The sequence below is a fragment of the Pseudomonas sp. GM84 genome, from assembly GCF_000282535.1.
In the GTDB taxonomy this organism is placed as follows: domain Bacteria; phylum Pseudomonadota; class Gammaproteobacteria; order Pseudomonadales; family Pseudomonadaceae; genus Aquipseudomonas.
Genome location: NZ_AKJC01000317.1, coordinates 26,304 through 46,813, shown reverse-complemented (window position 1 = coordinate 46,813; position 20,510 = coordinate 26,304). Strand labels below are relative to the sequence as shown.

General features: G+C 62.7%; 19 protein-coding genes. 4 read left to right on the top strand and 15 right to left on the bottom strand.

What is annotated here, in order from left to right; translation table 11 throughout:
* Positions 1 to 49: 49 nt before the first annotated feature.
* Genes PMI38_RS22635 through PMI38_RS22625 form a run of 3 tightly spaced genes read right to left on the bottom strand, consistent with a single transcriptional unit; the run spans position 50 to position 2,473 of the window.
* Positions 50 to 634, bottom strand: coding sequence for a LysE family translocator (locus PMI38_RS22635; RefSeq protein WP_008099299.1), 585 nt, complete (start codon positions 632 to 634; stop codon positions 50 to 52).
* 50 nt (positions 635 to 684) lie between these two features.
* Positions 685 to 1,515 (bottom strand): AraC family transcriptional regulator, encoded by an 831-nt coding sequence (locus tag PMI38_RS22630; RefSeq protein ID WP_008099297.1) that lies wholly within the window; start codon positions 1,513 to 1,515, stop codon positions 685 to 687.
* 58 nt (positions 1,516 to 1,573) lie between these two features.
* Positions 1,574 to 2,473: a LysR family transcriptional regulator gene (locus PMI38_RS22625; RefSeq protein ID WP_008099295.1), complete on the bottom strand. Its 900-nt coding sequence runs from the start codon at positions 2,471 to 2,473 to the stop codon at positions 1,574 to 1,576.
* 105 nt (positions 2,474 to 2,578) lie between these two features.
* On the opposite strand from PMI38_RS22625, the gene PMI38_RS22620 reads away from it, so the two are divergent.
* Positions 2,579 to 3,232, top strand: coding sequence for an oxygen-insensitive NAD(P)H-dependent nitroreductase NfsB (locus PMI38_RS22620; protein WP_008099294.1), 654 nt, complete (start codon positions 2,579 to 2,581; stop codon positions 3,230 to 3,232).
* Positions 3,233 to 3,344: 112 nt separating this feature from the next.
* Here PMI38_RS22620 and PMI38_RS22615 read toward each other — a convergent pair whose 3' ends face one another.
* A complete protein-coding gene (locus tag PMI38_RS22615) occupies positions 3,345 to 4,499 on the bottom strand; it encodes a cysteine desulfurase family protein (protein WP_008099293.1) in 1,155 nt (384 codons plus the stop codon).
* Between the two features lie 149 nt (positions 4,500 to 4,648).
* Positions 4,649 to 5,575 (bottom strand): LysR family transcriptional regulator, encoded by a 927-nt coding sequence (locus PMI38_RS22610; protein ID WP_008099292.1) that lies wholly within the window; start codon positions 5,573 to 5,575, stop codon positions 4,649 to 4,651.
* A gap of 138 nt (positions 5,576 to 5,713) precedes the next feature.
* Here PMI38_RS22610 and PMI38_RS22605 point away from each other — a divergent pair, with 138 nt between their 5' ends.
* Positions 5,714 to 6,943 (top strand): acyl-CoA dehydrogenase, encoded by a 1,230-nt coding sequence (locus PMI38_RS22605; protein ID WP_008099287.1) that lies wholly within the window; start codon positions 5,714 to 5,716, stop codon positions 6,941 to 6,943.
* 53 nt (positions 6,944 to 6,996) lie between these two features.
* On the opposite strand, the gene PMI38_RS22600 is transcribed toward PMI38_RS22605, so the two are convergent.
* Positions 6,997 to 8,220 carry an MFS transporter gene (locus PMI38_RS22600; protein WP_008099286.1) on the bottom strand — a complete coding sequence of 408 codons (1,224 nt, stop codon included), beginning with the start codon at positions 8,218 to 8,220 and terminating at the stop codon, positions 6,997 to 6,999.
* A 376-nt stretch (positions 8,221 to 8,596) separates the two neighbouring features.
* Between PMI38_RS22600 and PMI38_RS22595 the strand changes: the two genes are divergently transcribed.
* Both PMI38_RS22595 and PMI38_RS27160 read left to right on the top strand, forming a co-directional pair.
* Positions 8,597 to 10,009, top strand: a complete 1,413-nt coding sequence (locus tag PMI38_RS22595) for a PAAR domain-containing protein (RefSeq protein WP_008099285.1) — start codon at positions 8,597 to 8,599, stop codon at positions 10,007 to 10,009.
* Positions 10,002 to 10,394, top strand: a complete 393-nt coding sequence (locus PMI38_RS27160) for a hypothetical protein (protein WP_157214886.1) — start codon at positions 10,002 to 10,004, stop codon at positions 10,392 to 10,394. Before PMI38_RS22595 ends, PMI38_RS27160 begins: the two co-directional genes overlap by 8 nt.
* 86 nt (positions 10,395 to 10,480) lie before the next feature.
* Here PMI38_RS27160 and PMI38_RS22590 read toward each other — a convergent pair whose 3' ends face one another.
* The 9 genes from PMI38_RS22590 to PMI38_RS22550 form a co-directional block, all read right to left on the bottom strand.
* Positions 10,481 to 11,836, bottom strand: coding sequence for an SPFH domain-containing protein (locus PMI38_RS22590; RefSeq protein ID WP_008099284.1), 1,356 nt, complete (start codon positions 11,834 to 11,836; stop codon positions 10,481 to 10,483).
* Between the two features lie 107 nt (positions 11,837 to 11,943).
* The gene (locus PMI38_RS22585) at positions 11,944 to 13,011 is read right to left on the bottom strand and encodes a TerC family protein (RefSeq protein WP_008099283.1); all 1,068 of its coding nucleotides are present in this window, start codon (positions 13,009 to 13,011) and stop codon (positions 11,944 to 11,946) included.
* A gap of 162 nt (positions 13,012 to 13,173) precedes the next feature.
* Positions 13,174 to 14,196: a methionine ABC transporter ATP-binding protein gene (locus tag PMI38_RS22580; protein WP_008099282.1), complete on the bottom strand. Its 1,023-nt coding sequence runs from the start codon at positions 14,194 to 14,196 to the stop codon at positions 13,174 to 13,176.
* An 18-nt stretch (positions 14,197 to 14,214) separates the two neighbouring features.
* A complete protein-coding gene (locus tag PMI38_RS22575; RefSeq protein ID WP_008099280.1) occupies positions 14,215 to 14,994 on the bottom strand; it encodes a MetQ/NlpA family ABC transporter substrate-binding protein in 780 nt (259 codons plus the stop codon).
* Between the two features lie 25 nt (positions 14,995 to 15,019).
* Positions 15,020 to 15,685, bottom strand: a complete 666-nt coding sequence (locus tag PMI38_RS22570; protein WP_008099278.1) for a methionine ABC transporter permease — start codon at positions 15,683 to 15,685, stop codon at positions 15,020 to 15,022.
* The gene (locus PMI38_RS22565) at positions 15,682 to 17,055 is read right to left on the bottom strand and encodes an LLM class flavin-dependent oxidoreductase (RefSeq protein ID WP_008099276.1); all 1,374 of its coding nucleotides are present in this window, start codon (positions 17,053 to 17,055) and stop codon (positions 15,682 to 15,684) included. Before PMI38_RS22565 ends, PMI38_RS22570 begins: the two co-directional genes overlap by 4 nt.
* 10 nt (positions 17,056 to 17,065) lie before the next feature.
* Positions 17,066 to 18,289 carry an SfnB family sulfur acquisition oxidoreductase gene (locus PMI38_RS22560; protein ID WP_008099274.1) on the bottom strand — a complete coding sequence of 408 codons (1,224 nt, stop codon included), beginning with the start codon at positions 18,287 to 18,289 and terminating at the stop codon, positions 17,066 to 17,068.
* A gap of 182 nt (positions 18,290 to 18,471) precedes the next feature.
* A complete protein-coding gene (locus tag PMI38_RS22555; RefSeq protein ID WP_008099272.1) occupies positions 18,472 to 19,779 on the bottom strand; it encodes a substrate-binding domain-containing protein in 1,308 nt (435 codons plus the stop codon).
* Between the two features lie 213 nt (positions 19,780 to 19,992).
* Positions 19,993 to 20,505, bottom strand: coding sequence for a nuclear transport factor 2 family protein (locus tag PMI38_RS22550; RefSeq protein WP_008099270.1), 513 nt, complete (start codon positions 20,503 to 20,505; stop codon positions 19,993 to 19,995).
* Positions 20,506 to 20,510 lie beyond the last annotated feature (5 nt).

Below are 20,510 nucleotides of genomic sequence, written 5' to 3'. Positions count from 1 at the left end.
GTCGTGGCGACGAACCGCGGCGATAGGGCCGGTACAGCCACCAACACCATCAGCCCAGCAAAGCAGCCCAAGCCGACACCAGCAACATCCCCGCCAACCCCCGGTTGAACCACAGCAACCGCTCCGGTGCCTGCAACCAGCGCGCACTGCCCACCCCCAGCAATGCCCAGGCCGTCATGCACGGCAGCGCAATCAGCAGAAACACCAGCGCCAACTGCCAGACCGGCAGCATGGGCGCGGCGAACACGCCAATCACCGCCACGGCCATCATCCATACCTTCGGGTTCACCACTTGCAGGGAAGCGGCGCTAAAAGCACTGAAGGGCTTGTCTGCGCTGACGTCCAGCGGTTGCCCCGCGCTGCGCAGAATGCGCCACGCCAGCCAGCTCAACCACAGCACCCCGGCCCAGCTCATCAGTTGCTGGGCCAGCGGATGGCGCATCAGCAGTTCGCCGAGCCCCAGCCCAACCAGCAGCACGACCGCCGCCGCCGCGCCACAGCCGGCCAGGATCGGCGCCACGCTGGCGCGCAGCCCCCGGCGTGCACCATGGGCGAGTATCAGCAAATTGGTCGGCCCGGGGCTGATGCTGGCGACCAGGGCGAAGAGGATGAACGGCAACAACGAATGCGACATGGTGAGAGGCTCCGGGTAATCAGAGCCCCATGCTCGGCCATTGCCGCGGGTCAGTCTGGAAGGTTTGAGCAGCGGCGACGGTAATCCGCCGGGGTCAGCTGGTAAGCGCGACGGAACCAGCGCCCCAGGTGGCTCTGATCGGCAAAGCCCAGGGCCATGGCCACTTCGCTGGGCGTCTGGCCGTGGGCGAGCAGGTGCCGGCCACGGGCCAGGCGCAGCTGGATCAGGTAGGCGTGCGGTGCCAGGCCGAACGCCGCCTTGAACGCCCGGGTCAGGCGAAAACGGTCGACGCCGCAGGCCAGCGCGAGGTCATCGAGGCTGATGTCCTGGTCCAGGTGGGCATGCAGGTAGTCCCGGGCCCGCTGCGCGGTCAGCGGCAGGCGCGGGTCTGGGTTGAGGCGCTTGCGCCAGTGCAGGTGGCGGGTCAGGCAACTGATGAGGTCATCGGTGGCCGTTTGCCGTACGATGCGCAGCTCCTCGCCATGCACGGCCTGGAAGGCACGGGCGGTAGCGCCGGCCAGGCGCAGGTCATGGCACAACGGGTCGGCGATGCTCGGCAGGCTGTCGCTCGGCGCCTGCTCGAACAGCGCGCGCAGTTCGGCCTCAAGCCACAGCGGCTGCAGGTACAGGGTCGAGTAGGTAAAGCCTTCTTCGGTCGGCGCGTGGCCGTCGTGGATATCACCGGGTTCGAGCAGGAACACGTGCCCCGGCGTGCTGCGGTGGCGCACCCGGCGGCAATCGAACTGCTGCACGCCTTGTTCGGTGAAACCGACCAGGAAGCTGTCATGCCAGTGCGGGTCGTAGGCATGGCCGACGAAATGCGCGCGAACCGACTCGATGCCGGTGACGGCGTCTTGCTTGAGGTCGATCCAGTTGCTCATGACGGCGGGGCTGCGGTTGTACAGGGCAGTTCACATTACCGTAGACGGCGCGGACGGTTTAGAACATTTGTGCAGGCTGCAGGGCGGTGAAGCGTTCGCGCAGCCACAGGTGCAGTTGCGAGACGGCGGGCGACAGTTGCTTGCGATGCGGGCAAACCAAGGTCACCGGCGTGAGCTCGCCGGGGTGTTCGGCAAGCAGCACCTCCAGTTCGCCCGCGGCCACATTGGCGCTGACATCCAGCCACGACTTGTAGGCGATGCCTTCGCCGAGCAGGGCCCAGCGCCGCACCACATCGGCGTCGTCGCTGAACAGCGGGCCACTGACCTGCACCGTGCGGTTGCCCAGCCGCCATTTGTCATAGATCCGCCCCAGCTGCAGGTACAGCAGGCAGGCATGCTGCTGCAGGTCGTCGACCTGTTGCGGGCGGCCATGACGCGCCAGGTAATCCGGCGAGGCCACCAGCACGCGGCGATTCCACGGTGCCAAGGGCAGGGCGATGTAGTTGGCCTCTTCGTTGAGGCCATAACGGATGGCCACGTCCACCGGGTCGCGGAACAGGTCGGCAACCTGGTCGGAGAGGAAGAAGCGCAGGCTCAGGTCGGGGTGCTCGCGGCGAAAATCACTCAACCACGGCAGGAGGATATTGCGCCCAAGGTCGGAAGGCGCCGACACCTGCAGCACGCCGCGCAGGGTGCTGTGCGCACCGTGCAGGTTGTCGCGCCCTTGGCGCAGGCTCTCCAGCACGTTGAGGGCGGTGGGCAGGTACAGCTCACCTTCGGCAGTGAGCCGCAGGCTGCGGGTAGTGCGGGCGAACAGGCGCACGTCGAGGTCGCGTTCAAGGCGTTTGATCGCGGCGGCGACTTGCCCGGGCAACAGGTCGGCCTCGTGGGCCGCAGCAGTGAAGCTGCCCAGCGCGCTGCTGCGCACGAACAGTTCGAGGTCGGTGATGCGGAGCATTTTCACTCCAGGGGTGAAAGTGTTGCTGCATTCTGCCGGTTTTTCTTATCTGCAGGAAAGATAGTATGCGGCACAAATCCTCTTCCCTGTATTGGAGTTACCCGCATGGACACCGTCTCCCTGGCCAAACGCCGCTACACCACCAAGGCCTACGATGCCGCCCGCAAGATCCCTCAGGCCACCATCGATGCCTTGCTTGAGCAGTTGCGCCACAGCCCGTCCTCGGTCAACTCGCAGCCTTGGCATTTCATCGTTGCCGACAGCGCCGAGGGCAAGGCCCGCCTGGCCAAGAGCACGGTCGACGGTTATGCCTACAACACGCCGAAGATTCTCGATGCGTCCCATGTCATCGTGTTCTGCACCCGCACTGAAATGACCGAGGCGCACCTGGACACGGTGCTCGACCAGGAAGCGGCCGACGGTCGTTTTCGTGACGAGCAGGCCCGCGCCGGGCAGAACCAGAGCCGGCGCCACTACGTGAACCTGCATCGCTTCGACCAGAAAGACCTGCAGCACTGGATGGAGAAGCAGACCTACCTGGCCCTGGGCACCGCGCTGCTCGGCGCTGCCGCCCATGGCCTGGACGCTACGCCGATCGAAGGTTTCGACAGCAAGATCATGGATGCCGAGCTGGGGCTGCGCGAGCAGGGGTACACCAGCGTGGTGGTGTTGAGCCTGGGCTACCGCAGCGAGGCGGACTTCAATGCCGGGCTGAACAAGTCGCGGTTGCCGGCTGCGAAGGTGTTTACCTTCCTTTGACTGGGGAGGGCGTGAAGGTGCATGTCGTGATTGTGATGTTGTAGTTGAGATCGAGCGCCGCGCGGGCGGCGCTCGATCTCAAATCCACAAAAAATCTATCGCCAGGAGCCCCTCACCACAACGCAACCGCCCCCGCCGCCACCACCCGCGCAAACACCTCGATCGCCTTGTCCACCTGCGCCTCGCTGGTAAACCGCCCGATGCTGATGCGCACGCTCTTGCGCGCCCGCTGTTCATCCAGCCCCAGTGCCAACAGCACATGCGACGCCGCATTGCTCGCCGAATTGCACGCCGAGGTGGTCGACAACGCCAGCTCACTGGCCAACGCCGCACTGTTGAACCCCGGCGCCTCGATGCACAGGTTGAGGGTATGGGGAATACGCTGCTGCGGGCAGCCATTGAGGCTGACCCCAGGCAGGGCCAGCAGCCCGTCGCGCAGCCGTTTGGCCAGCTGCTCCAACCGCTGGTGCTCGCTGTCACCGGGCTGGCCGGCGAGGGCGAAGGCGCTGCCCATGCCGACGATCTGATGGGTCGGCAAGGTGCCCGAGCGCAGTCCACGCTCATGGCCACCCCCGTGCATCTGCGCACGCATCAGCTCACGTGCGCGGGGGCCGACGTACAACGCACCGATGCCTTTGGGGCCATACACCTTGTGCGCCGAGAACGACATCAGGTCGACCGCCGTGTTGCGCAGGTCGATGGCCAGTTTGCCCACGGCCTGGGCGGCATCCACATGCAACAAGGCGCCATGGGCACGCACCCGTTCGCCGATGCTTGCAAAGTCGGTGACGGTACCCAGTTCGTTGTTGACCGCCATCAACGACACCAGGCGGGTGTCGGCACGCAATGCCGCCTGTACCGCATAGGGCTGGATCAGGCCCGCGGCGTCCGGTGCCAGGCGGGTGACTGTCCACCCTTGCCGTTCCAGTTCGCTGACGGTATCGAGCACCGCCTTGTGTTCCAGCTGGCTGGTGATCAGGTGGCCCGGCTGGCCCATGCCCTGGGCGATGCCTTTGAGTGCGAGGTTGTTGGATTCGGTGGCGCCCGAGGTCCACACCAGTTCATCGGCACTGGCGCCGACGCGTTCGGCCACTTGTTGGCGGGCATACTCGACCGTTTCACGCGCCGCCTGGCCATAGGCGTGGCCACTGGAGGCGGGGTTGCCGAAATTCACTTGTTGCCCAAGACAGGTGAGCATGGACTCGATGACCCGGTCGTCGACGGGGGTGGTGGCGGCGTAGTCGAAATAGAGCGGGGCGCTTGGCATGGAGGCGGGTCCGTGGCTGTCGCCGTGGAATCGGCGTTCGTTGCAGCAAGCGTACCCGCGAGGGGCGAAACGAATTTGTCTTTTGTTCGGCGGCATTGGGAGATATGGAGAAAAAATTTCTCCATATCCTGCTCAATGTAGAAATCAATTCACGCTGGGGCTAATGCCCGTTCTTCCTCAGCCACCACGCGCTCACACAACTCGATGATCTGCTCGCGCATCCAGCGGTTGGCCGGGTCCTGGTCGGTGCTTTCATGCCAGTACAGGTGCGTTTCCAGTGCCGGCACGTCCACCGGCAGCGGCTGGTAACGCAATTGATGGCGGCGGGCGAAGCGTTCCGGCACGGTCATCGCCATGTCGGTCTGTTGCAGCACCTGGGAGGCCATCAGGTAGTGCTGCGAGCGCAAGGCGACCTTGCGCTGCACGCCCATCTTGCCCAGGGCCAGGTCGACGTAGCCCAGGCCGTTGCGGCGGCTGGAGATATGGATGTGGGTCATGCCCAGGTAGGCATCGAGGGTGAGCTTGGCGTCGGCCAGCGGGTGGCCCGGGCGCAGGGCGCAGACGTAGCGGTCCTGCATGAGCTTGACGTGGCGCACCTGGGGGTCGGTGTTCAACGGCGCATCGACGGCGAAGTCCAGGCGTCCGGCGGCCAGCTCCTTGGTGGTTTCGCGGCGCTTGCACGGGAAGCTTTCGATCAGCACCGATGGGGCCAGGCGACGCAGGCGCTGGAACAGCGGCGGCAGGATCACCGCCTCGGTGAGGTCGGTCATGCTGATGCGGAAGGTCTTGTTGGCCTGCTGCGGGTTGAAGATGCGGCTTTCCTGCACCGAGGTGCGCAGCAGCGCCAGGGCATTGCGCACCGGGCCGATGATGTTCTGCGCCATGGGCGTGGGCACCATGCCCTGGGCGGTGCGCACGAACAGCGGGTCGTTGAAGGTTTCGCGCAGCCGCGAGAGTGCGTTGGAGACCGCAGGCTGGGTGATACCGACGATTTGTCCGGCGCGGGTCAGGTTGGCTTCGGTGTAGATCGCGTCGAAAACGATGAACAGGTTGAGGTCGACCTTGCTGAGGTTCATGGCGCCGCTCTTTGTTGGAATTATTGGGCGATCATATATCGGTTATGAATGTTTATACACGTAGAAAATAGACTAGGTGGATTGAGTGCGGCTGCTCTAGGCTCTGTCCATGTACTTCGAACCGTGAAGGTAGCCCCGATGGATTTCGCCTATTCGCCCAAGGTCCAGGCACTGCGCGAGCGCGTGACCGCGTTCATGGATGCCCATGTCTATCCCGCAGAACCGGTGTTCGAGCGCCAGGTCGCCGAGGGTGACCGCTGGCAGCCCACCGCGATCATGGAAGCGCTCAAGGCCAAGGCCCGCGCCGAAGGCCTGTGGAACCTGTTCCTGCCCGAGTCGGAATACGGCGCCGGCCTGAGCAACCTGGAATATGCACCCCTGGCCGAGATCATGGGCCGCTCGCTGCTGGGGCCGGAGCCGTTCAACTGCTCGGCGCCGGACACCGGCAACATGGAGGTGCTGGTGCGCTATGGCAGCGAGGCGCAGAAGCGCCAGTGGCTGGAGCCGTTGCTGCGTGGCGAGATCCGCTCGGCATTCGCCATGACCGAACCGGACGTGGCCTCTTCGGACGCCACCAACATGGCCGCCACCGCCGTGCGCGACGGTGACGAGTGGGTGATCAATGGCCGCAAGTGGTGGACCTCCGGCGCCTGTGACCCGCGCTGCAAGGTGATGATCTTCATGGGCTTGTCCAATCCGGATGGCCCGCGCCACCAGCAGCACTCGATGGTGCTGGTGCCGACCGATGCACCGGGGGTGAAGATCGTCCGGCCGCTGCCGGTGTTTGGCTACGACGACGCGCCCCACGGCCATGCCGAAGTGCTGTTCGAGAACGTGCGAGTGCCTTACGAGAATGTGATCCTCGGTGAAGGCCGCGGCTTCGAGATCGCCCAGGGTCGCCTGGGGCCAGGCCGCATCCACCACTGCATGCGTTCGGTTGGCATGGCCGAACGGGCGCTGGAGCTGATGTGCAAGCGTTCGGTCGCGCGCACCGCCTTCGGCCGCCCGCTGGCGCGGTTGGGTGGCAACGTCGACAAGATTGCCGACTCGCGCATGGAGATCGACATGGCGCGTCTGCTGACCCTGAAAGCGGCGTACATGATGGACACGGTTGGCAACAAGGTGGCGCGCAGCGAGATCGCGCAGATCAAGGTGGTGGCGCCGAACGTCGCCTTGAAGGTGATCGACCGGGCGATTCAGATGCATGGCGGGGCAGGGGTGAGCGGGGACTTCCCGTTGGCTTATATGTATGCGATGCAGCGTACCCTGCGGTTGGCGGATGGGCCGGATGAAGTGCATCGGGCGGCGATTGGCAAGTATGAGATCGGTAAGTATGTGCCGGCGGAGATGTTGCGTAGTGGGCGGTAGTTGCTGCTGATGGTTTTGCGGGACGGGCGCAATGCTTGTCCCGCGTTACCTGTTTAATAATCCTTCTGAGCAACACTTCCGCGGTATTTGGAGGTGCTGGTAGTAAACAGCACAATGGCAGAAACAATCGCCAGTGCTCCCCAGCCATAGGCATAGGTGCCGAGGCTATCTCGCGATAGACCAATAATCGGAGGTATCAATACTACGGATACCTGATTGGCTGTCATGGCCATTCCCAGCGCGAAGCCCTTGCGGTCAGCGGGAGCGGTCTCTGCGATATAGGCTACCCAAGGGCCGTACCACCCATAGGCAAAGAAGCCAGTCAAAGCCATGAATGCACTTAGGATTGCCAGGTTTTGAGTTTTCAAAAAAGGGAGAAGTATCAGTATGGCGGTTACTGCGCCTAGACAAGTCATCACAGGGAAGTATCTTCCTGCCTTGCAACGATCGCTCCAGGCCGCCAGGATGATTCGTCCTGCTATGCCTGCTCCTAACACAACGAAGAACATCATTGCCGCAATGGAGCTTTCAAGGCCAAGTGAAGTGTGAAGGTACAAAACCAAGAACACTGAGATGGCGTACTGGGAGGCGGTAAGGCTAGCGCCAGACATCATGATCTTTCTCATGGAAGGGTGCGAGGCCATGGAAAGTCGTGATTTAATCGCCAGCTTCAGGTTGATTTGTTTTTTTTCGGTGCTTTGTTGTGTGTCTGGCGTTTTGTATAGCAGCATGAACAGAAGAGCACCGAACAATGCTATCAGCCCGCCCGCCAGGAAAGCTGCTGGAACCGAGTATTGAATGGCAATAAATGGAAGTAGCAGTGTTGCCATCGCGCCACCCAATGGTAATCCGGCTTGTCGAATGCCCATCGCAAAACCTAGCTGGCTTCCTTTGAACCAATTGGATACGGACTTGCTTCCCCCGGGTTGGGCAGTGCTATAGCCAAAGCCTAATATGATAAGCGCTATAAGCAACTCAGTGTAGGAGTTGGCCAGCACAGCGCTGCACAGTGAGGCCCCAACGATCAGGGTACCAATGCCTACAACAAACCGCTCGCTGTACCTGTCCAGCAACTCGCCAGCAATCAAGAGTCCGGCAAGTGGGATCAATTGGGCAGCCGAAATCAGTGTACCTATCTGCCAGTTGGTGAGGTTCATCTCGGATTTGACATCCAGCGCGATAGATCCAAAGCCCTGAACGAAGAAGCAAGCGCACGCTTGTGCGAAAGTGGCTGCAGCTAAGATTACCCATCGATACTGGTTCTTGAGAATATTCACGTATCTGATCTCTATTTTCGGAGCTTGATGCGGCTCCTTTGTATTGGTAATTTAGTTTTGTCTTGTTCGATTAAGGTTGTGACTTGACTAGTGAGCGGGAAAGTAGAGAGTTTGGCAGGGCGTAGTCAATCTTTCACGCTGTAGGATATTCCTTGTTCTCGCGTGAGAGAAGGAGAATCTCGTCGTGACTTACAGCCAAGGAGGACCACATAGCCAGAACGGGTGCAATGCTTGTCCCGCATTAACTGGTTAGCGCAGTTCTTGAAGGATTATTCTGTGTTACTTGTAGGAAATGTCTATTTCGCATCTGTGGGCAATTTTCCCCCTGAGTTGCTGTTAGGTTTCAAAACCTAATCAATGCGCAGGGAGCCTGCTAATGCGTGTCAATCTGGAAGGAAAAGGTCAGGCGGTAGATGGTGATGTCACTACCACCGGCGCTGTATGCATCGCTACCGATGCTGGATACATCACGGATGGTCGCTGGGTGCTGAGGGAGGGAGACCCGACGACGCCTTGCCCGCGTTGTGGCGAGGAAGGAACAGTCGCCGAAGGCGTGTGGCACTTCACTTCTGCCGGAAAACGGGTTGCCATGGATGGTGCATTGGTAACCTGTGGCTGTCCGTCAGGTACCAATCGGGTAGTGGCGCCGTTGCACGGTGAACCGCCATCCAGGCAATCAGCCGCTGCAAGCCGTGGTGTAAGTGTTGCGGCACGATCGACAGCTACACCCACACCCACACCCCCAAGTCATTACTCACCCGTTGGAATGAGTAGCATGCCCGGATCATTGGAGCCGGGCTTTTATGTGCTTCCCCGAAGCATGTCGTTTCCACAGGTGCTGATGGAGTTGGCTCAGCATGACAGCACCTTGCCGATTTCCCGATTACAGCGGCTGAATCCGACATTCGAACAGGGGTTCAAGGCTGGGGAGATCTTTGTCATCGGTGATCCGGACAACGCTGATGCGTGTACCCGTGAGGAAGGGCAACTGATGGCCGCCGCAGAACATGCGCGGCGTGCTTTGGCTGTGCTCGATTTCGCGGAGTCGGATTTCATGATGCAGCACCAGGCTGAAATTGCCGGGCTGCTCAGTGGTGCCAGCCAGTCGATGGGCGTGGGCAAGGACATGCTGGACCAGGGGTTGAAGCAGGTCAGCATGACGTTGCAGCAGATCGATCAATTACATCAGCGAGAGTTTCTGCGGCATGGGCATTTGAATAGCCGGGAGTTCTTTGCGTCGCGGCGTCAGCTGTTGCAGCAGTTGGATGGACAGTTGAAGGCGGCTTTTCTCAACAAGCAGCTGAATCTTGGTAGTTATGAGCGTCTCAAGAAGAGCTTGAATATCTCGACTAAGAGCCTTGTGCATCATTGGTCAAAAGCGGGTGGGGCGGGGCAGATTCCAGGGTATACGACACATCTGGAGAAAGTGGCGAAGGTTGGTAAGTACCTGAAGTATGGGGGATATGCCGCAGTAGGGTTGGGTGGCGTTTCATCGTATATGAAAGTTCAGGATGTATGTCGCGCTGGCGAAACCCTTGCCTGCAAAAAAATCCGATTGACTGAGACGGGCAGTTTCTCTGCTGGACTGGTCGGAGGGGCGCTAGGGGCTTCAGCTGCAAGCTCGGCGGCAGGCACAGTATGTGCCGTCTTTGCCATAGGATCTGGAGGACTTGGTGTACCAGTTTGCGGCATGGTGCTAGTGGGAGCGGCGGGACTGGCAGGAGGTTTGGGGGGCGGAGCATTCGGTGAAGCAACAGGTGAACTCATCTACGAGGTTACCAATGATTGACATAACGGGCTGGCCGGTGATGGCAAAGCTAATTTTTTTACTCAGCCCTTTCGTCATAGGTATCCCGGGAGTTGCCATGAGTGCGTATACAACAATGACAAAGGATTATCATGTTGTCTGCTCGGCCATCACCAGCAGCCCATACTTCGAAGCAGTGAAATCTGCATGGGGTAGTGGTAGTTTCAAGTGGCGCTGGATGGTTATATGCACGGCAAGTGGATTAGTTGCATTTCCTTGGTACCCTGCGCGTAGAGGAATGCTGGATTTAGATGAGTTGAAAGCGTTCCCTACCCACCTCAAAAAGCGACTGGTGATATCAGCTTGGTTGAGCATGAGCGGATTCATCTGGTTGATGACCGCATGGGCAATGTTCGATTTCAAGTAGATGGCCTGCTCGCGAGCTCACCACTGGCCGCGATTTACTTGCCCCCTGTGACACTTGGCAATCAGGTTTCACAGGGGGCAAGGCGATTACGGCGTCTTGAGATCCACCATCAGATCCTTGGCCGCCTTCGTCGCCAACACGCTCATCAGCTTACTCATCTCATCCTGACGACCAACCCCTGCCTCCGAGCCACCCCCCATCATCACATTGGGCACCGGTGCCTTCGCCGCCGCTTCAGCCCAGGCCCGATTGATCTGTACCAATGCATCGAGCTTGGTCTGCAGCGCACCATCCGCCTTGATCGCTGCTTCCCGCGCATACGCTTCCGCATCGGCCGTGACCTTGGTGGCCTCGGCATTGACCCGGGCCTTGTCGCGCAGCAATTCAGCAGTCTGCTTGTCGATCTCGGCGCGGCGCTTTTCCCGTTCGGCGTTGATCAGTGTCAGCTGCTTCTCGGTTTCGGCTTCGGTGGTGCGTTCGATCTGCTGGCGCAGGCTCTCCTGCCGCTTGGCCTCGACGTCCTTGGCACCTCGGGCAGACACCAGTTCCTTTTCCTCCTCCTCCTTGAGCCGGTTCTGCCGTGCAACGGCAAGCTCCGCCAGCGCCTGCTGCACCCTTACCATGCGCTGCTGATACTGCGGATTGGGATCGATATGCGTGACCCTGGCGTCAACGACTTCGACCCCGAACAGGCGAAACTGCTGCTGTTTGCGCAGCTCCTGGCCGTCTTTGTCGAGCTTCTTCTCGATGACGAAGCGGGTCGCGGAATTATCACCAAAACTGCCTTGCTCCGTGCCTGACTGGAGAATGGCCGTTTGCGCAGGGTAGTTGTCGCGCTGCACGCGAATCTCCTTGCGGCTGGTCAGGTACAGGCCATTGCGCAGCTGGTTCTCGAACTCGGCGCCGAAATGGCTGCGGTTGCCGGCGTAGTAGTCATCGGCGCTCATCAGCGAGGCCGTGGCCTGCAGCGTTTCCTTGACCGCAGGCAAAAGTGCGCGCTGCAGGAAGTTGTCCGGCGTGCGGTATTCCTGGGCGATTTTCAGGAAGGCGTCGCCCGAGGGCAGGCGGAACTGGGTGCTGAATTCAGCCTTGGCATCGACATTGCCCAGAAACACGATGGGCAGGTTGTCGAGGGTTACCGAGGGGTGACCGCTGCGGGCATCTTCCGAGCTGTCGGCTTGTAAGGAAGATTGCACGCCGATGGTTCGGCGCCAGGCTGTGCTGCGGCCAAACCATTTCGTGGCGTAGCCGACGTCTTCGACCACTTTCTCTTCGCCGAAAAGGGTACGCACGTGGGTCATCTGACCCGCTTCGTTGTAGAAATACACGCCGTTGAACAACGCCGCCAGGGCACCCACGGCGAGAACCGGGAGGCCAATGGCGGTGATGAGTTTGCGACTGACGCGAAATTGGGTGAAATCAGGTATCGGCAGTTTTTGCATGAGGCACTCCTTGTGCAGGGAGCGCGCATGCTGACTAAGGGGGAAGTAGTGCCACAATCAGCAGATTTCCATAGGTTCTGTAGGAAAGTTCGATTGTGGCGCTTCGGTCATTCATGCCGCAGTTCTGGGTCCTTTTTCTTCGCCTGAGCCGTGGTGCTGTCACCCGCCAGCGGCTCGGCCGGCTCGGCATCCACCGCAGGTTTTTCCCCCCGCGTCTTGATCAACGACACCACCACCCCACCCAGCAACAACCCGAACGTCACCCCCAGCGACAGCAGCGCCGGCACCTTGCCGACCATGCCGTGGTAGAAGATCTTGCAGCCAATGAAGATCAGCACCAGCGCCAGCGCGTACTTGAGGTACACGAACCGGTGCATCAAGGCCGACAAGGCGAAGTACAGCGAGCGCAGGCCCAGAATGGCAAAGATGTTCGAGGTGTAGACGATGAACGGGTCCTGGGTGATGGCGAAGATCGCTGGCACGCTGTCGACGGCGAACACCAGGTCGGCCAGCTCGATGAGCACCAGCGCCAGGAACAGTGGCGTGGCGTAGCGCAGGGCCTTGCTGTGGCCGGGCGGGGTGAGGCGTACGAAGAAGTGCGCGCCATGGATCTGGTCGGTCACGCGCATGTGCCGGCGGACGAACTTCAGCACCGGGTTATTGGCCAGGTCAGGGTGGCTGTCCTCCTTCGAGAGGGCCATCTTCACCCCGGTGAACAGCAGGAACGCACCGAAGATATAGAGCACCCATTCGAAATTCTGCACCAGCGTCGCGCCAACGCCGATCATGATCGCGCGCAGGAACACCACGCCGAGGATGCCCCAGAACAGCACCCGGTGCTGGTAGCGGCGGGGGATGGCGAAGAAGCCGAAGATCATCGCCATGACGAACACGTTGTCCATCGACAGCGACTGCTCGACCAGGAACCCGGTGTAGAACTCCAGCGCCGACTGCGCGCCCAGCTCGTGCCAGACCCACACACCGAACAGCACACCCACGCTGAAATAGCCTGTGTACAGCAGCAGGCTCTCGCGCATTTCGATTTCACGGTTCTGCCGGTGCAGCACGCCCAGGTCGAGCACCAGCAAGCCGATGACGATGGCAATGAACACCAGCCACAACCAGGTGCTGGTGCCGAGAAATGGTGTAGTGAGGAATGTCTGTAGAGCTGTCATGAGCCCCTCCTTGAATGTCGACGTTGCATGGCAACAGTGATCCGACATGGCGGCGCGGTCGCCGTCAGAGGGGCCCGGTATCACATGGCTTTGAGCCTAGACCCATTGACGCGTGATGCCGAATGGCGCGCTGTTACAAAACTTTGCCTGAAATGGCAGGGGTCAATGCACCCACTGCGCCCAGTCGGCGATTGCTCGCGCCCGTTGCAGCAGCTCTGGAGCAGACGCCTCACCGGCCACCGCCAGGCGTAGCCTGCCCAGGGCCCGGCCCTGTATGCGCTTGATCGACCCTTCCAGTAGCCGCACCTGCGAGCCCAGGGCGGTGGCCAGCAACCCCAGGTCAGGTTCGATGCCTTTCACACCCGTGAAATGCAGCTCCAGATGCGCGTGCCCGGCAGCCTCATCCGTGGCCTGCCGCGGGCGCTCATGGCTGGCCAGGAGCAACCGGCTGACCGCGTGCTGCGGCGCGCCGAACACCTGCCAGACCTCGCCCTGTTCGACTACGCTGCCGTGCTCCAGGACGGCCACGCGGTCGCACAGGTCGCGGATCACTTCCATCTCGTGGGTGATGAGGACGATGGTCAGGCCCAGCCGCTGGTTGATATCGCGCAGCAGCGCAAGGATGGCGCGGGTGCTTTGCGGGTCGAGTGCCGAGGTGGCTTCGTCGCACAGCAGGATGTCCGGTTGCAGCACCAGGGCCCGCGCGATTCCCACACGCTGCTTCTGCCCGCCCGACAGCTGCGTTGGGTAGGCATTGGCCCGGTCGGCCAGCCCTACCAGTTGCAGCAACTCTTGGGCGCGGCGTGCGCGTTCGTGGGCCGGCACGCCGGCCATCTGCATCGGCAGCGTCACGTTTTCAGCGACCGTGCGACTGGCCAGCAGGTTGAAGTGCTGGAAGATCATCGCGACCTTGCGCCGCAATTGGCGCAGTCCAACGGTGCCGAGGGTGGCAATGTCCTCGCCCTCGATCAGCACCTGCCCGGCGCTGGGCGTTTCCAGCCGGTTGATCAGCCGCAACAGGGTGGACTTGCCTGCACCGCTGCGGCCAATGATCCCGAACACCTCGCCCTGGCGGATGTGCAGGTCGATACCCGCCAAAGCCGGCAGGTCGCCATAGCGTTTGTGGATGCCGCGCAACTGCAATTGCGCGGTTGCAGCCAGGACTTCTTGTGGGAAGCGGGTCATGGGTGGCGTTCTCGCTGATCAGAAGCCCGGGGCGATCTGCCCTTTGTAGCGGGTCAGGATGAAGTTGCGGACCTCTGGCGAGTTCAGCGCCTTGGCCAGTTTCTGCAGGCCTTCGTCCTGCAAATTGTCCGGGCGTGCAACCAGGTACTCGACGTACAGGTCCTTGCCCTTTTCGACGATCAGCGCGCTGTTGGTGTCGATGCCGGCCTCCAGGGCGTAGTTGGCGAACACGAAGGCCAGGTCCACCTGTTTCACCGAGCGCGCCAACATGGCGCCTTCCAGTTCGCGGATCTTGAAGTGGTGCGGGTTGGCGGTGATGTCGCGCTGGGTCGACTGCGGGTTGCTCGGGTCCTTGAGGCTGATCAGCCCGGCTTCGGCCAGCAGCACCAGGGCGCGGCCGGTGTTCACCGGGTCGTTGGGGATGGCCACGCTGGCGCCGTCGGGCAGGTCAGTCAGGGTCTTGTACTTGGCCGAGTAAGCGCCGAAGGGCTCGATATGCACACCGACCACCGGCACCAAGTTGGTATGGCGGGACTTGTTGAAGTCATCGAGGAACGGGCGGTACTGGTAGTAGTTGGCGTCCAGGTTCTTTTGCGCCAGTTGCAGGTTGGGCTGGATGAAGTCGTTGAACACCTTGATGTCGAGGTCGACGCCTTCCTTGGCCAGGGTGGGTTTGACGAATTCGAGGATCTCGGCGTGCGGTACCGGGGTGGCGCCGACCACCAGGTGTTCGGCGGCCTGCGCCGCAAAGCTGTTGGCGGCGATGAGTGTAGCGAGGGCAGCAAGGGTCTTTTTCATGGGAGTGATCCTGAAGGTATTGAAGTCAGCGTCGGGTGAAGTGCCGAACCAGGCGGTCACCGCCCATCTGCAGCGCCTGTACCAGCACGATCAGCAGCAGCACGGTGACCACCATCACGTCGGTCTGGAAACGTTGATAGCCAAAGCGAATGGCCAGGTCGCCCAGGCCACCGCCACCGATCACCCCGGCCATGGCGGTGTAATCCACCAGCACGATGGCGGTGACGGTGACGGCTGCGAGCAGCCCGGTGCGGGCTTCGGGCAGCAGGGTGTGCCAGATGATCTGGCGGATACTGCCGCCCATGGCCTGGCTGGCCTCGACCAGGCCACGGTCGACTTCACGCAGAGCGGTTTCCACCAGACGTGCGAAGAATGGTGTGCAGCCCACCACCAGCGGCGGGATGGTGCCGCGCACGCCCAGCGAAGTACCGGTCAGCACCGTGGTGAGCGGGATCAGCACGATCAGCAGGATGATGAACGGCAGCGAGCGCAGCACGTTCACCACCATCGACAGCAAGCGATACAGGGGGGCGTTGGCCAGCAGTTGGCGTTGCCCTGTGAGGTACAGCAGCACGCCCAGCGGCAGCCCGAACAACACCGTGAAGCCCAGCGCCGCACCTAGCATGCTCAGCGTATCGATGCAGGCCTGAAGGATTTCTGACCAGTCCAGGTTTGCCAGCAACTCGCTCATCGCCGTGCCTCCTGGCGCAGCGTCGCCACCGGGTGCGGCGCGCGCAGGCGATCGCCCTGGCCGAACAGCTTGTTGCGCAGGGTGCCTTCGGCGTATTCGCGCTTGAACAGCCCGCGTGCCTGCAGCTCCGGCACCAGCAGCTCGACCACTGCGGTGAAGGTTTCCGGGGCCACCACACTGGCCAGGTTGAAGCCGTCGACATCGGTGTCCTCGACCCATTCCTGCAACTGGTCGGCCACTGTCTGTGCCGACCCCACCAGCACCGGCCCGTCGCCGCCGATGGCGCAGTAGTCGGCGATTTCGGCGGTGGTCCAGCTGCGCGATGGGTCGGCCCGGGTGAATGCCTCGACGACGGACTGGATAGCCTCGCTGGATACTTCGCGCAGCACCTGGTCCGGCTCCAACTGGCCAAAGTCGATGCCCGTCCAGCCCGACATCAGGGTCAAGGCCCCCGTGGCACTGGCGTATTCGCGATACTCGCGCAGCAAGGCGAGGGCAGCCTCGTCGGTGGCCGCGACGATCACCGTCAGTTGCTCGAAGACCAGCACGCTGTCGGCGGCCCGGCCGGCCCCGACAGCGGCGGCGCGCAGGTCGGCCACCTGCTTTTTCAGCACGGCCTTGCTCGGTGCGGCGACGAACACGCATTCGGCGTTGGCGGCGGCGAACGCCCGGCCACGGCTGGAGGCGCCGGCCTGGTAGAGCACCGGGGTGCGCTGGGGGGACGGCTCGCTGAGATGGAAACCAGGCACCTTGAAATAGGTGCCCTCATGCGCGATGCCATGCACCTTGCGCGGGTCGGCGTAGACGCCGCTGGCGCGGTCGGCGCAGACCGCATCGTCTTCCCAGCTGGTCTCCCAGAGCTTGTAGCAGACCTGCAGGTATTCCTCGGCCAGGGCATAGCGCTGGTCATGGCTCAACTGGTCGCGCTGGCCGAGGTTGCGCGCACCGCTGGCCAGGTAGGAGGTGACGATGTTCCAGCCGGCGCGGCCCTGGGTCAGGTGATCGAGGGTGCTCATGCGCCGGGCGAACGGGAACGGGTGCTCGAACGACACCGAGGCGGTCACGCCAAAGCCCAGGTGGCGCGTGGCGGCGGCCATGGCCGGCACCAGTTGCAGCGGGTCGTTGACCGGTACCTGGGCGGCGCTGCTCAAGGCGGCGTCGGCGCTGGCGCCATACACGTCGTACACCCCCAGGACATCGGCGATGAACAGGCCATCGATGCAGCCGCGCTCCAGGGTTCTGGCCAGTTCCGTCCAGTAGTGGATATCGGTGTAGCGGGTGGCCTGGTCGCGCGGGTGGCGCCACAGTCCGGGCGACAGGTGGCCGACGGTGTTCATGGCGAAGGCGTTGAGGCGAATCTGCTTGGTCATGGCGCGGGCCTCAGTTCCAGTCGTGACGGGTCGGCTTGATGCCGTTCAAGGCCCAGTTGCCAACCAGGTGGTACTTCCAGCGCACCGGGTCGTGCAGGGTATGCACGCGGGCATTGCGCCAGTGCCGGTCGAAGTTGTGGCGGGTTAGCGAGGAGCGTGTACCGCCCAGCTCGAACAGGCGGTTACTGGCTTCGATGGCGGCCTCGGTGGTCAGCACCTTGGCCTTGGCCACGGCCAGCGAGGCGGCGGCGACGTTGTCTTCGTCCGGCGCCGGCTTGGCCGCATCCAGTACCCACCCGGCACGCTCCAGCAAGGCCTCGGCGGCCTCCTGGCGGATTTCCAGGGCACCGACCTGGATGATGGTCAGCGGGTCATCGCCGGCGCGCTCGACCTTGGCGTCGATCCACGGGCGGGCGTGCTCGCGGACGAAGGCGATGGTGTCATCCAGCGCCGCCCGGCCGATGCCGGCGTCGATCGCGGCGGTGGTCAGCTGGGCGAACGGTCCGGCCAGGGTCGGGCGTTCATAGGAGCGGTAGCTGGGGAACAGGTTGAAGGCCGGCACGCGCAGGCCGTCCAGCAGTACTGTGCCGCTTGAAGTGGTGCGCTGGCCCATGCTGCTCCAGTCATCGACGATGACCAGGCCGGGTGTGCCGCGCTGTACGAAGGCGAGCTGGGCCCGGCCTTGTTCGTCCAGGGCGAGTACGCCGAGCCAATGGGCGTACAGGGAGCCCGTGCAATACCCTTTGCGGCCATCGATGCGATAGCCGTCGGCCTCGGCGACCAGGCGGGTACTGATGTCCTGCACGGTCTTGCCGCCTGTTTCCGAGAGCGCGTTGGCGAAGCGGTTGCCTTGCAAGGCCAGGTCGAAGAAGAACCGCTTCTGTTCGTCGGTGCCCTGCAGGCGGATGTCTTCGAGCAGGCAATAGTGGTTCTGCGGGATCTGACCGAGCGAAGGGTCGGCGGCGGAGACGATGGCGATGACCTGCGCCAAGGTGGCGAAGGACACTTCGGCGCCGCCATGTTCACGTGGGACAGTGATGCCCCACAGGCCGCTGTTGGAGTAGGCGTCGACGATGTCGGCGGGTACCTCACGGTTGCGGTCGCGTTCGGCGGCGCCTTCACGCAGCAAGGTGGCGACCCGGTGGGCGACGCTGAGGGCTTCGGCGTCATCGGCGATGACGTGAGCGTGGGGGTGGCGGATGTCGTAGTCCGCAGAGAGGGTTTCAGTCGGCATGTTGACCTCGGAGACTGGATGGTTGAATCCATGTCTGCAGGGGCCATGCCAGAATTAAATGCCTTCTAAATCAGGCGATTGGCGCGAAAACTCGGTTTCTTGTGTTGCGCTGCATGAAGAAGTGTTGAAGGCCTGTTCGCCGTGCAACAGTTGCCGTCGCAACACCCTGCTGGCTGTAGGCCTCAGTACACCCACACCTCCACCCGACGATTGCGCAACCGCCCTTGTTCCAGGTCGTTGCCTGCCACTGGCAGCTCATCGCCCATGCCGGTCACTTCCTGCACTTCGACGCCCTCGCGCGCCAGCTCGCGGCGTACCGCCTGGGCGCGCAGGCGCGAGAGCAGGGCGGCGCGGCCTGGCGTTTCCTTGGGGTCGCCAAAGCCCACCAGCACGGCTTTGCTTTGCAGTTTGCCGGCCTGGCGCAGGTAGTCGGCCACCCGCTGTACATCGCGCAGTGACTTGTTATCGAGGCTGGCGCTGCCTTCCTGGAAGCGGAAGTTGACGCTCAGGCGCTGGGCCTGCTGGGCCAGGCTGCGGTAGCGCGGCGGCATGTCGGCCTGGGCGGGCACCGCCTGTGCGTTGATCTGCTGGGAAACGAACCCCTGCTCGGCGACGATGGCCTGGCCGGCCGCGCTTTGCGCGAAGTCGGCCAGGGCCTTGGCCTGGGGCTTGGGATTGGCCGGCAAGTACAGGTACAGGCGCCGCGACAGCGGGTAGTCTTCACTGGCCACCAAGGGGCGCTCCGGCAGCATCGCCGGGGCATCGCCTTCAGCGATCGCCAGCACCTTGGCGCCGTGTACCGACGTCAGGCTGCTGAAGCCGATGGCCTGGCGGTCGGCTGCGACCCTTGCGGCCAGTTCGTCGCTCGCCTCGAAGCGCTGAATCCTTGCCGCCAGCTCGGCGTGGTTGGGCTCCAGCACCAGGGCCTTGAAGGTTTCGAACGTGCCGGAGCGGTCGTCCCGGGCATACAGGTGAATGGCCCCGCCGGCCACACCCAACTGTTCCCAGCGCTGGATCTGGCCGGCATAGATCTGGGCCAGTTGTCGCGTGCTCAGTTGGGGCAAGGGGTTGTCGGGATGGACGATCACCGCCACGCCATCCAGGCCGATGACTTGTTCGGCACGGACCGCGCGCAGGTTGCCCAGCGCCTTGAGCTGGCGCAACTCGGCGTCGCTGATGGGCCGCGAGGACGCCGCCAGGTCCGCGTCGCCACGGCCGAGGGCGACGAAGCCGGTGCTTGAACCGTGCGCCGCGATGTCGATGCGCAGCGGCTGGCCGTGGGCGTCGCGGGCGGTGATCACGGTTTCATTGGTCATCGCACCTGGCCGTTGCTCGATGGCCGTTGCCTTTTGGGCGCGCAGTTGACCTTGGACCAGCGCCGGCAGCAGGGTAGCGCCGATGGTGTTGGAACCTTGCACGCGCAGGTGCGCAGGCTCGGCGACGGCTGTCAGGGGCAGCAGGGGAAGTAGCAGGAGCAGCAGGCGCAGCATGCCGGGCAACCTTTGGCATAGAGGTGCCCGGCAGATTACGACGGTGGCGTGACCGAAATGTGACAGGTGGGTGGTCTGAGGGTTCTCTGTGGGAGCGGGCTTGCCCCGCGAAGAGGCCGGCTGAGACACTCGAGCCGCTTGGCACGGGCTTCGCCCGTGTTCGCGGGGCAAGCCCGCTCCCACAAGTAACGCGGCTGCTTTCAGAAAGCTGTTTCACCGCTCAGGCACCGGCAGCGCCGCCTCGCTGTTCCATTCACTCACCGGCCGGCTGAACAAATTCTCGGTCTGGAAATGCGCCATGCGCCATTGTCCTTCTTCCAAAGCGAAGCGCACCGTCAGCCGGGCAGCGTTCAAGTGCGAGGCGCCATCGGCGAACGTGCTGGTCTGCAGCATCACCCAGCGGCCCAGGCCCTGATCACCCTCTGCCTCGATCACTTCGCTGGTCAGGAAATGCACGTTCAAGGCGAAGTGCGCCGGGGTCTTCATGTAGGTGGCGAACATCGCACGGATCGCCTCGCGGCCCCGGTAGCCGCCAAAGCTGGCGGCATACTTGGCCCCTTTGCCTTCCCACACGGCGTCATGGGTGAACAACCCGGCCAGTTCGTCCAGCGGGGTGCTGGCGTCGAGCTGATCGCACAGTTCCATGTAGCGGTTGATGCACACGCGGATCGCCTGCTGGCTTTCGAAGCGTTGCAGGCGGCTCATCAAGGCTTGGCTATCGGTCATCGGCA

Excerpts from the sequence above, each read along its gene's own strand:
- PMI38_RS22565 (WP_008099276.1), bottom strand. The coding sequence starts at position 17,055 with ATGACCAAGCAGATTCGCCTCAACGCCTTCGCCATGAACACCGTCGGC.
- PMI38_RS22630 (WP_008099297.1), bottom strand. The coding sequence starts at position 1,515 with ATGAGCAACTGGATCGACCTCAAGCAAGACGCCGTCACCGGCATCGAG.
- PMI38_RS22585 (WP_008099283.1), bottom strand. The coding sequence starts at position 13,011 with ATGACAGCTCTACAGACATTCCTCACTACACCATTTCTCGGCACCAGC.
- PMI38_RS22615 (WP_008099293.1), bottom strand. The coding sequence starts at position 4,499 with ATGCCAAGCGCCCCGCTCTATTTCGACTACGCCGCCACCACCCCCGTC.
- PMI38_RS22575 (WP_008099280.1), bottom strand. The coding sequence starts at position 14,994 with ATGAAAAAGACCCTTGCTGCCCTCGCTACACTCATCGCCGCCAACAGC.
- PMI38_RS22635 (WP_008099299.1), bottom strand. The coding sequence starts at position 634 with ATGTCGCATTCGTTGTTGCCGTTCATCCTCTTCGCCCTGGTCGCCAGC.
- PMI38_RS22610 (WP_008099292.1), bottom strand. The coding sequence starts at position 5,575 with ATGAACCTCAGCAAGGTCGACCTCAACCTGTTCATCGTTTTCGACGCG.
- PMI38_RS22590 (WP_008099284.1), bottom strand. The coding sequence starts at position 11,836 with ATGCAAAAACTGCCGATACCTGATTTCACCCAATTTCGCGTCAGTCGC.
- PMI38_RS22555 (WP_008099272.1), bottom strand. The coding sequence starts at position 19,779 with ATGCTGCGCCTGCTGCTCCTGCTACTTCCCCTGCTGCCCCTGACAGCC.
- PMI38_RS22625 (WP_008099295.1), bottom strand. The coding sequence starts at position 2,473 with ATGCTCCGCATCACCGACCTCGAACTGTTCGTGCGCAGCAGCGCGCTG.
- PMI38_RS22570 (WP_008099278.1), bottom strand. The coding sequence starts at position 15,685 with ATGAGCGAGTTGCTGGCAAACCTGGACTGGTCAGAAATCCTTCAGGCC.
- PMI38_RS27160 (WP_157214886.1), top strand. The coding sequence starts at position 10,002 with ATGATTGACATAACGGGCTGGCCGGTGATGGCAAAGCTAATTTTTTTA.
- PMI38_RS22560 (WP_008099274.1), bottom strand. The coding sequence starts at position 18,289 with ATGCCGACTGAAACCCTCTCTGCGGACTACGACATCCGCCACCCCCAC.
- PMI38_RS22580 (WP_008099282.1), bottom strand. The coding sequence starts at position 14,196 with ATGACCCGCTTCCCACAAGAAGTCCTGGCTGCAACCGCGCAATTGCAG.
- PMI38_RS22605 (WP_008099287.1), top strand. The coding sequence starts at position 5,714 with ATGGATTTCGCCTATTCGCCCAAGGTCCAGGCACTGCGCGAGCGCGTG.
- PMI38_RS22595 (WP_008099285.1), top strand. The coding sequence starts at position 8,597 with ATGCGTGTCAATCTGGAAGGAAAAGGTCAGGCGGTAGATGGTGATGTC.
- PMI38_RS22550 (WP_008099270.1), bottom strand. The coding sequence starts at position 20,505 with ATGACCGATAGCCAAGCCTTGATGAGCCGCCTGCAACGCTTCGAAAGC.
- PMI38_RS22620 (WP_008099294.1), top strand. The coding sequence starts at position 2,579 with ATGGACACCGTCTCCCTGGCCAAACGCCGCTACACCACCAAGGCCTAC.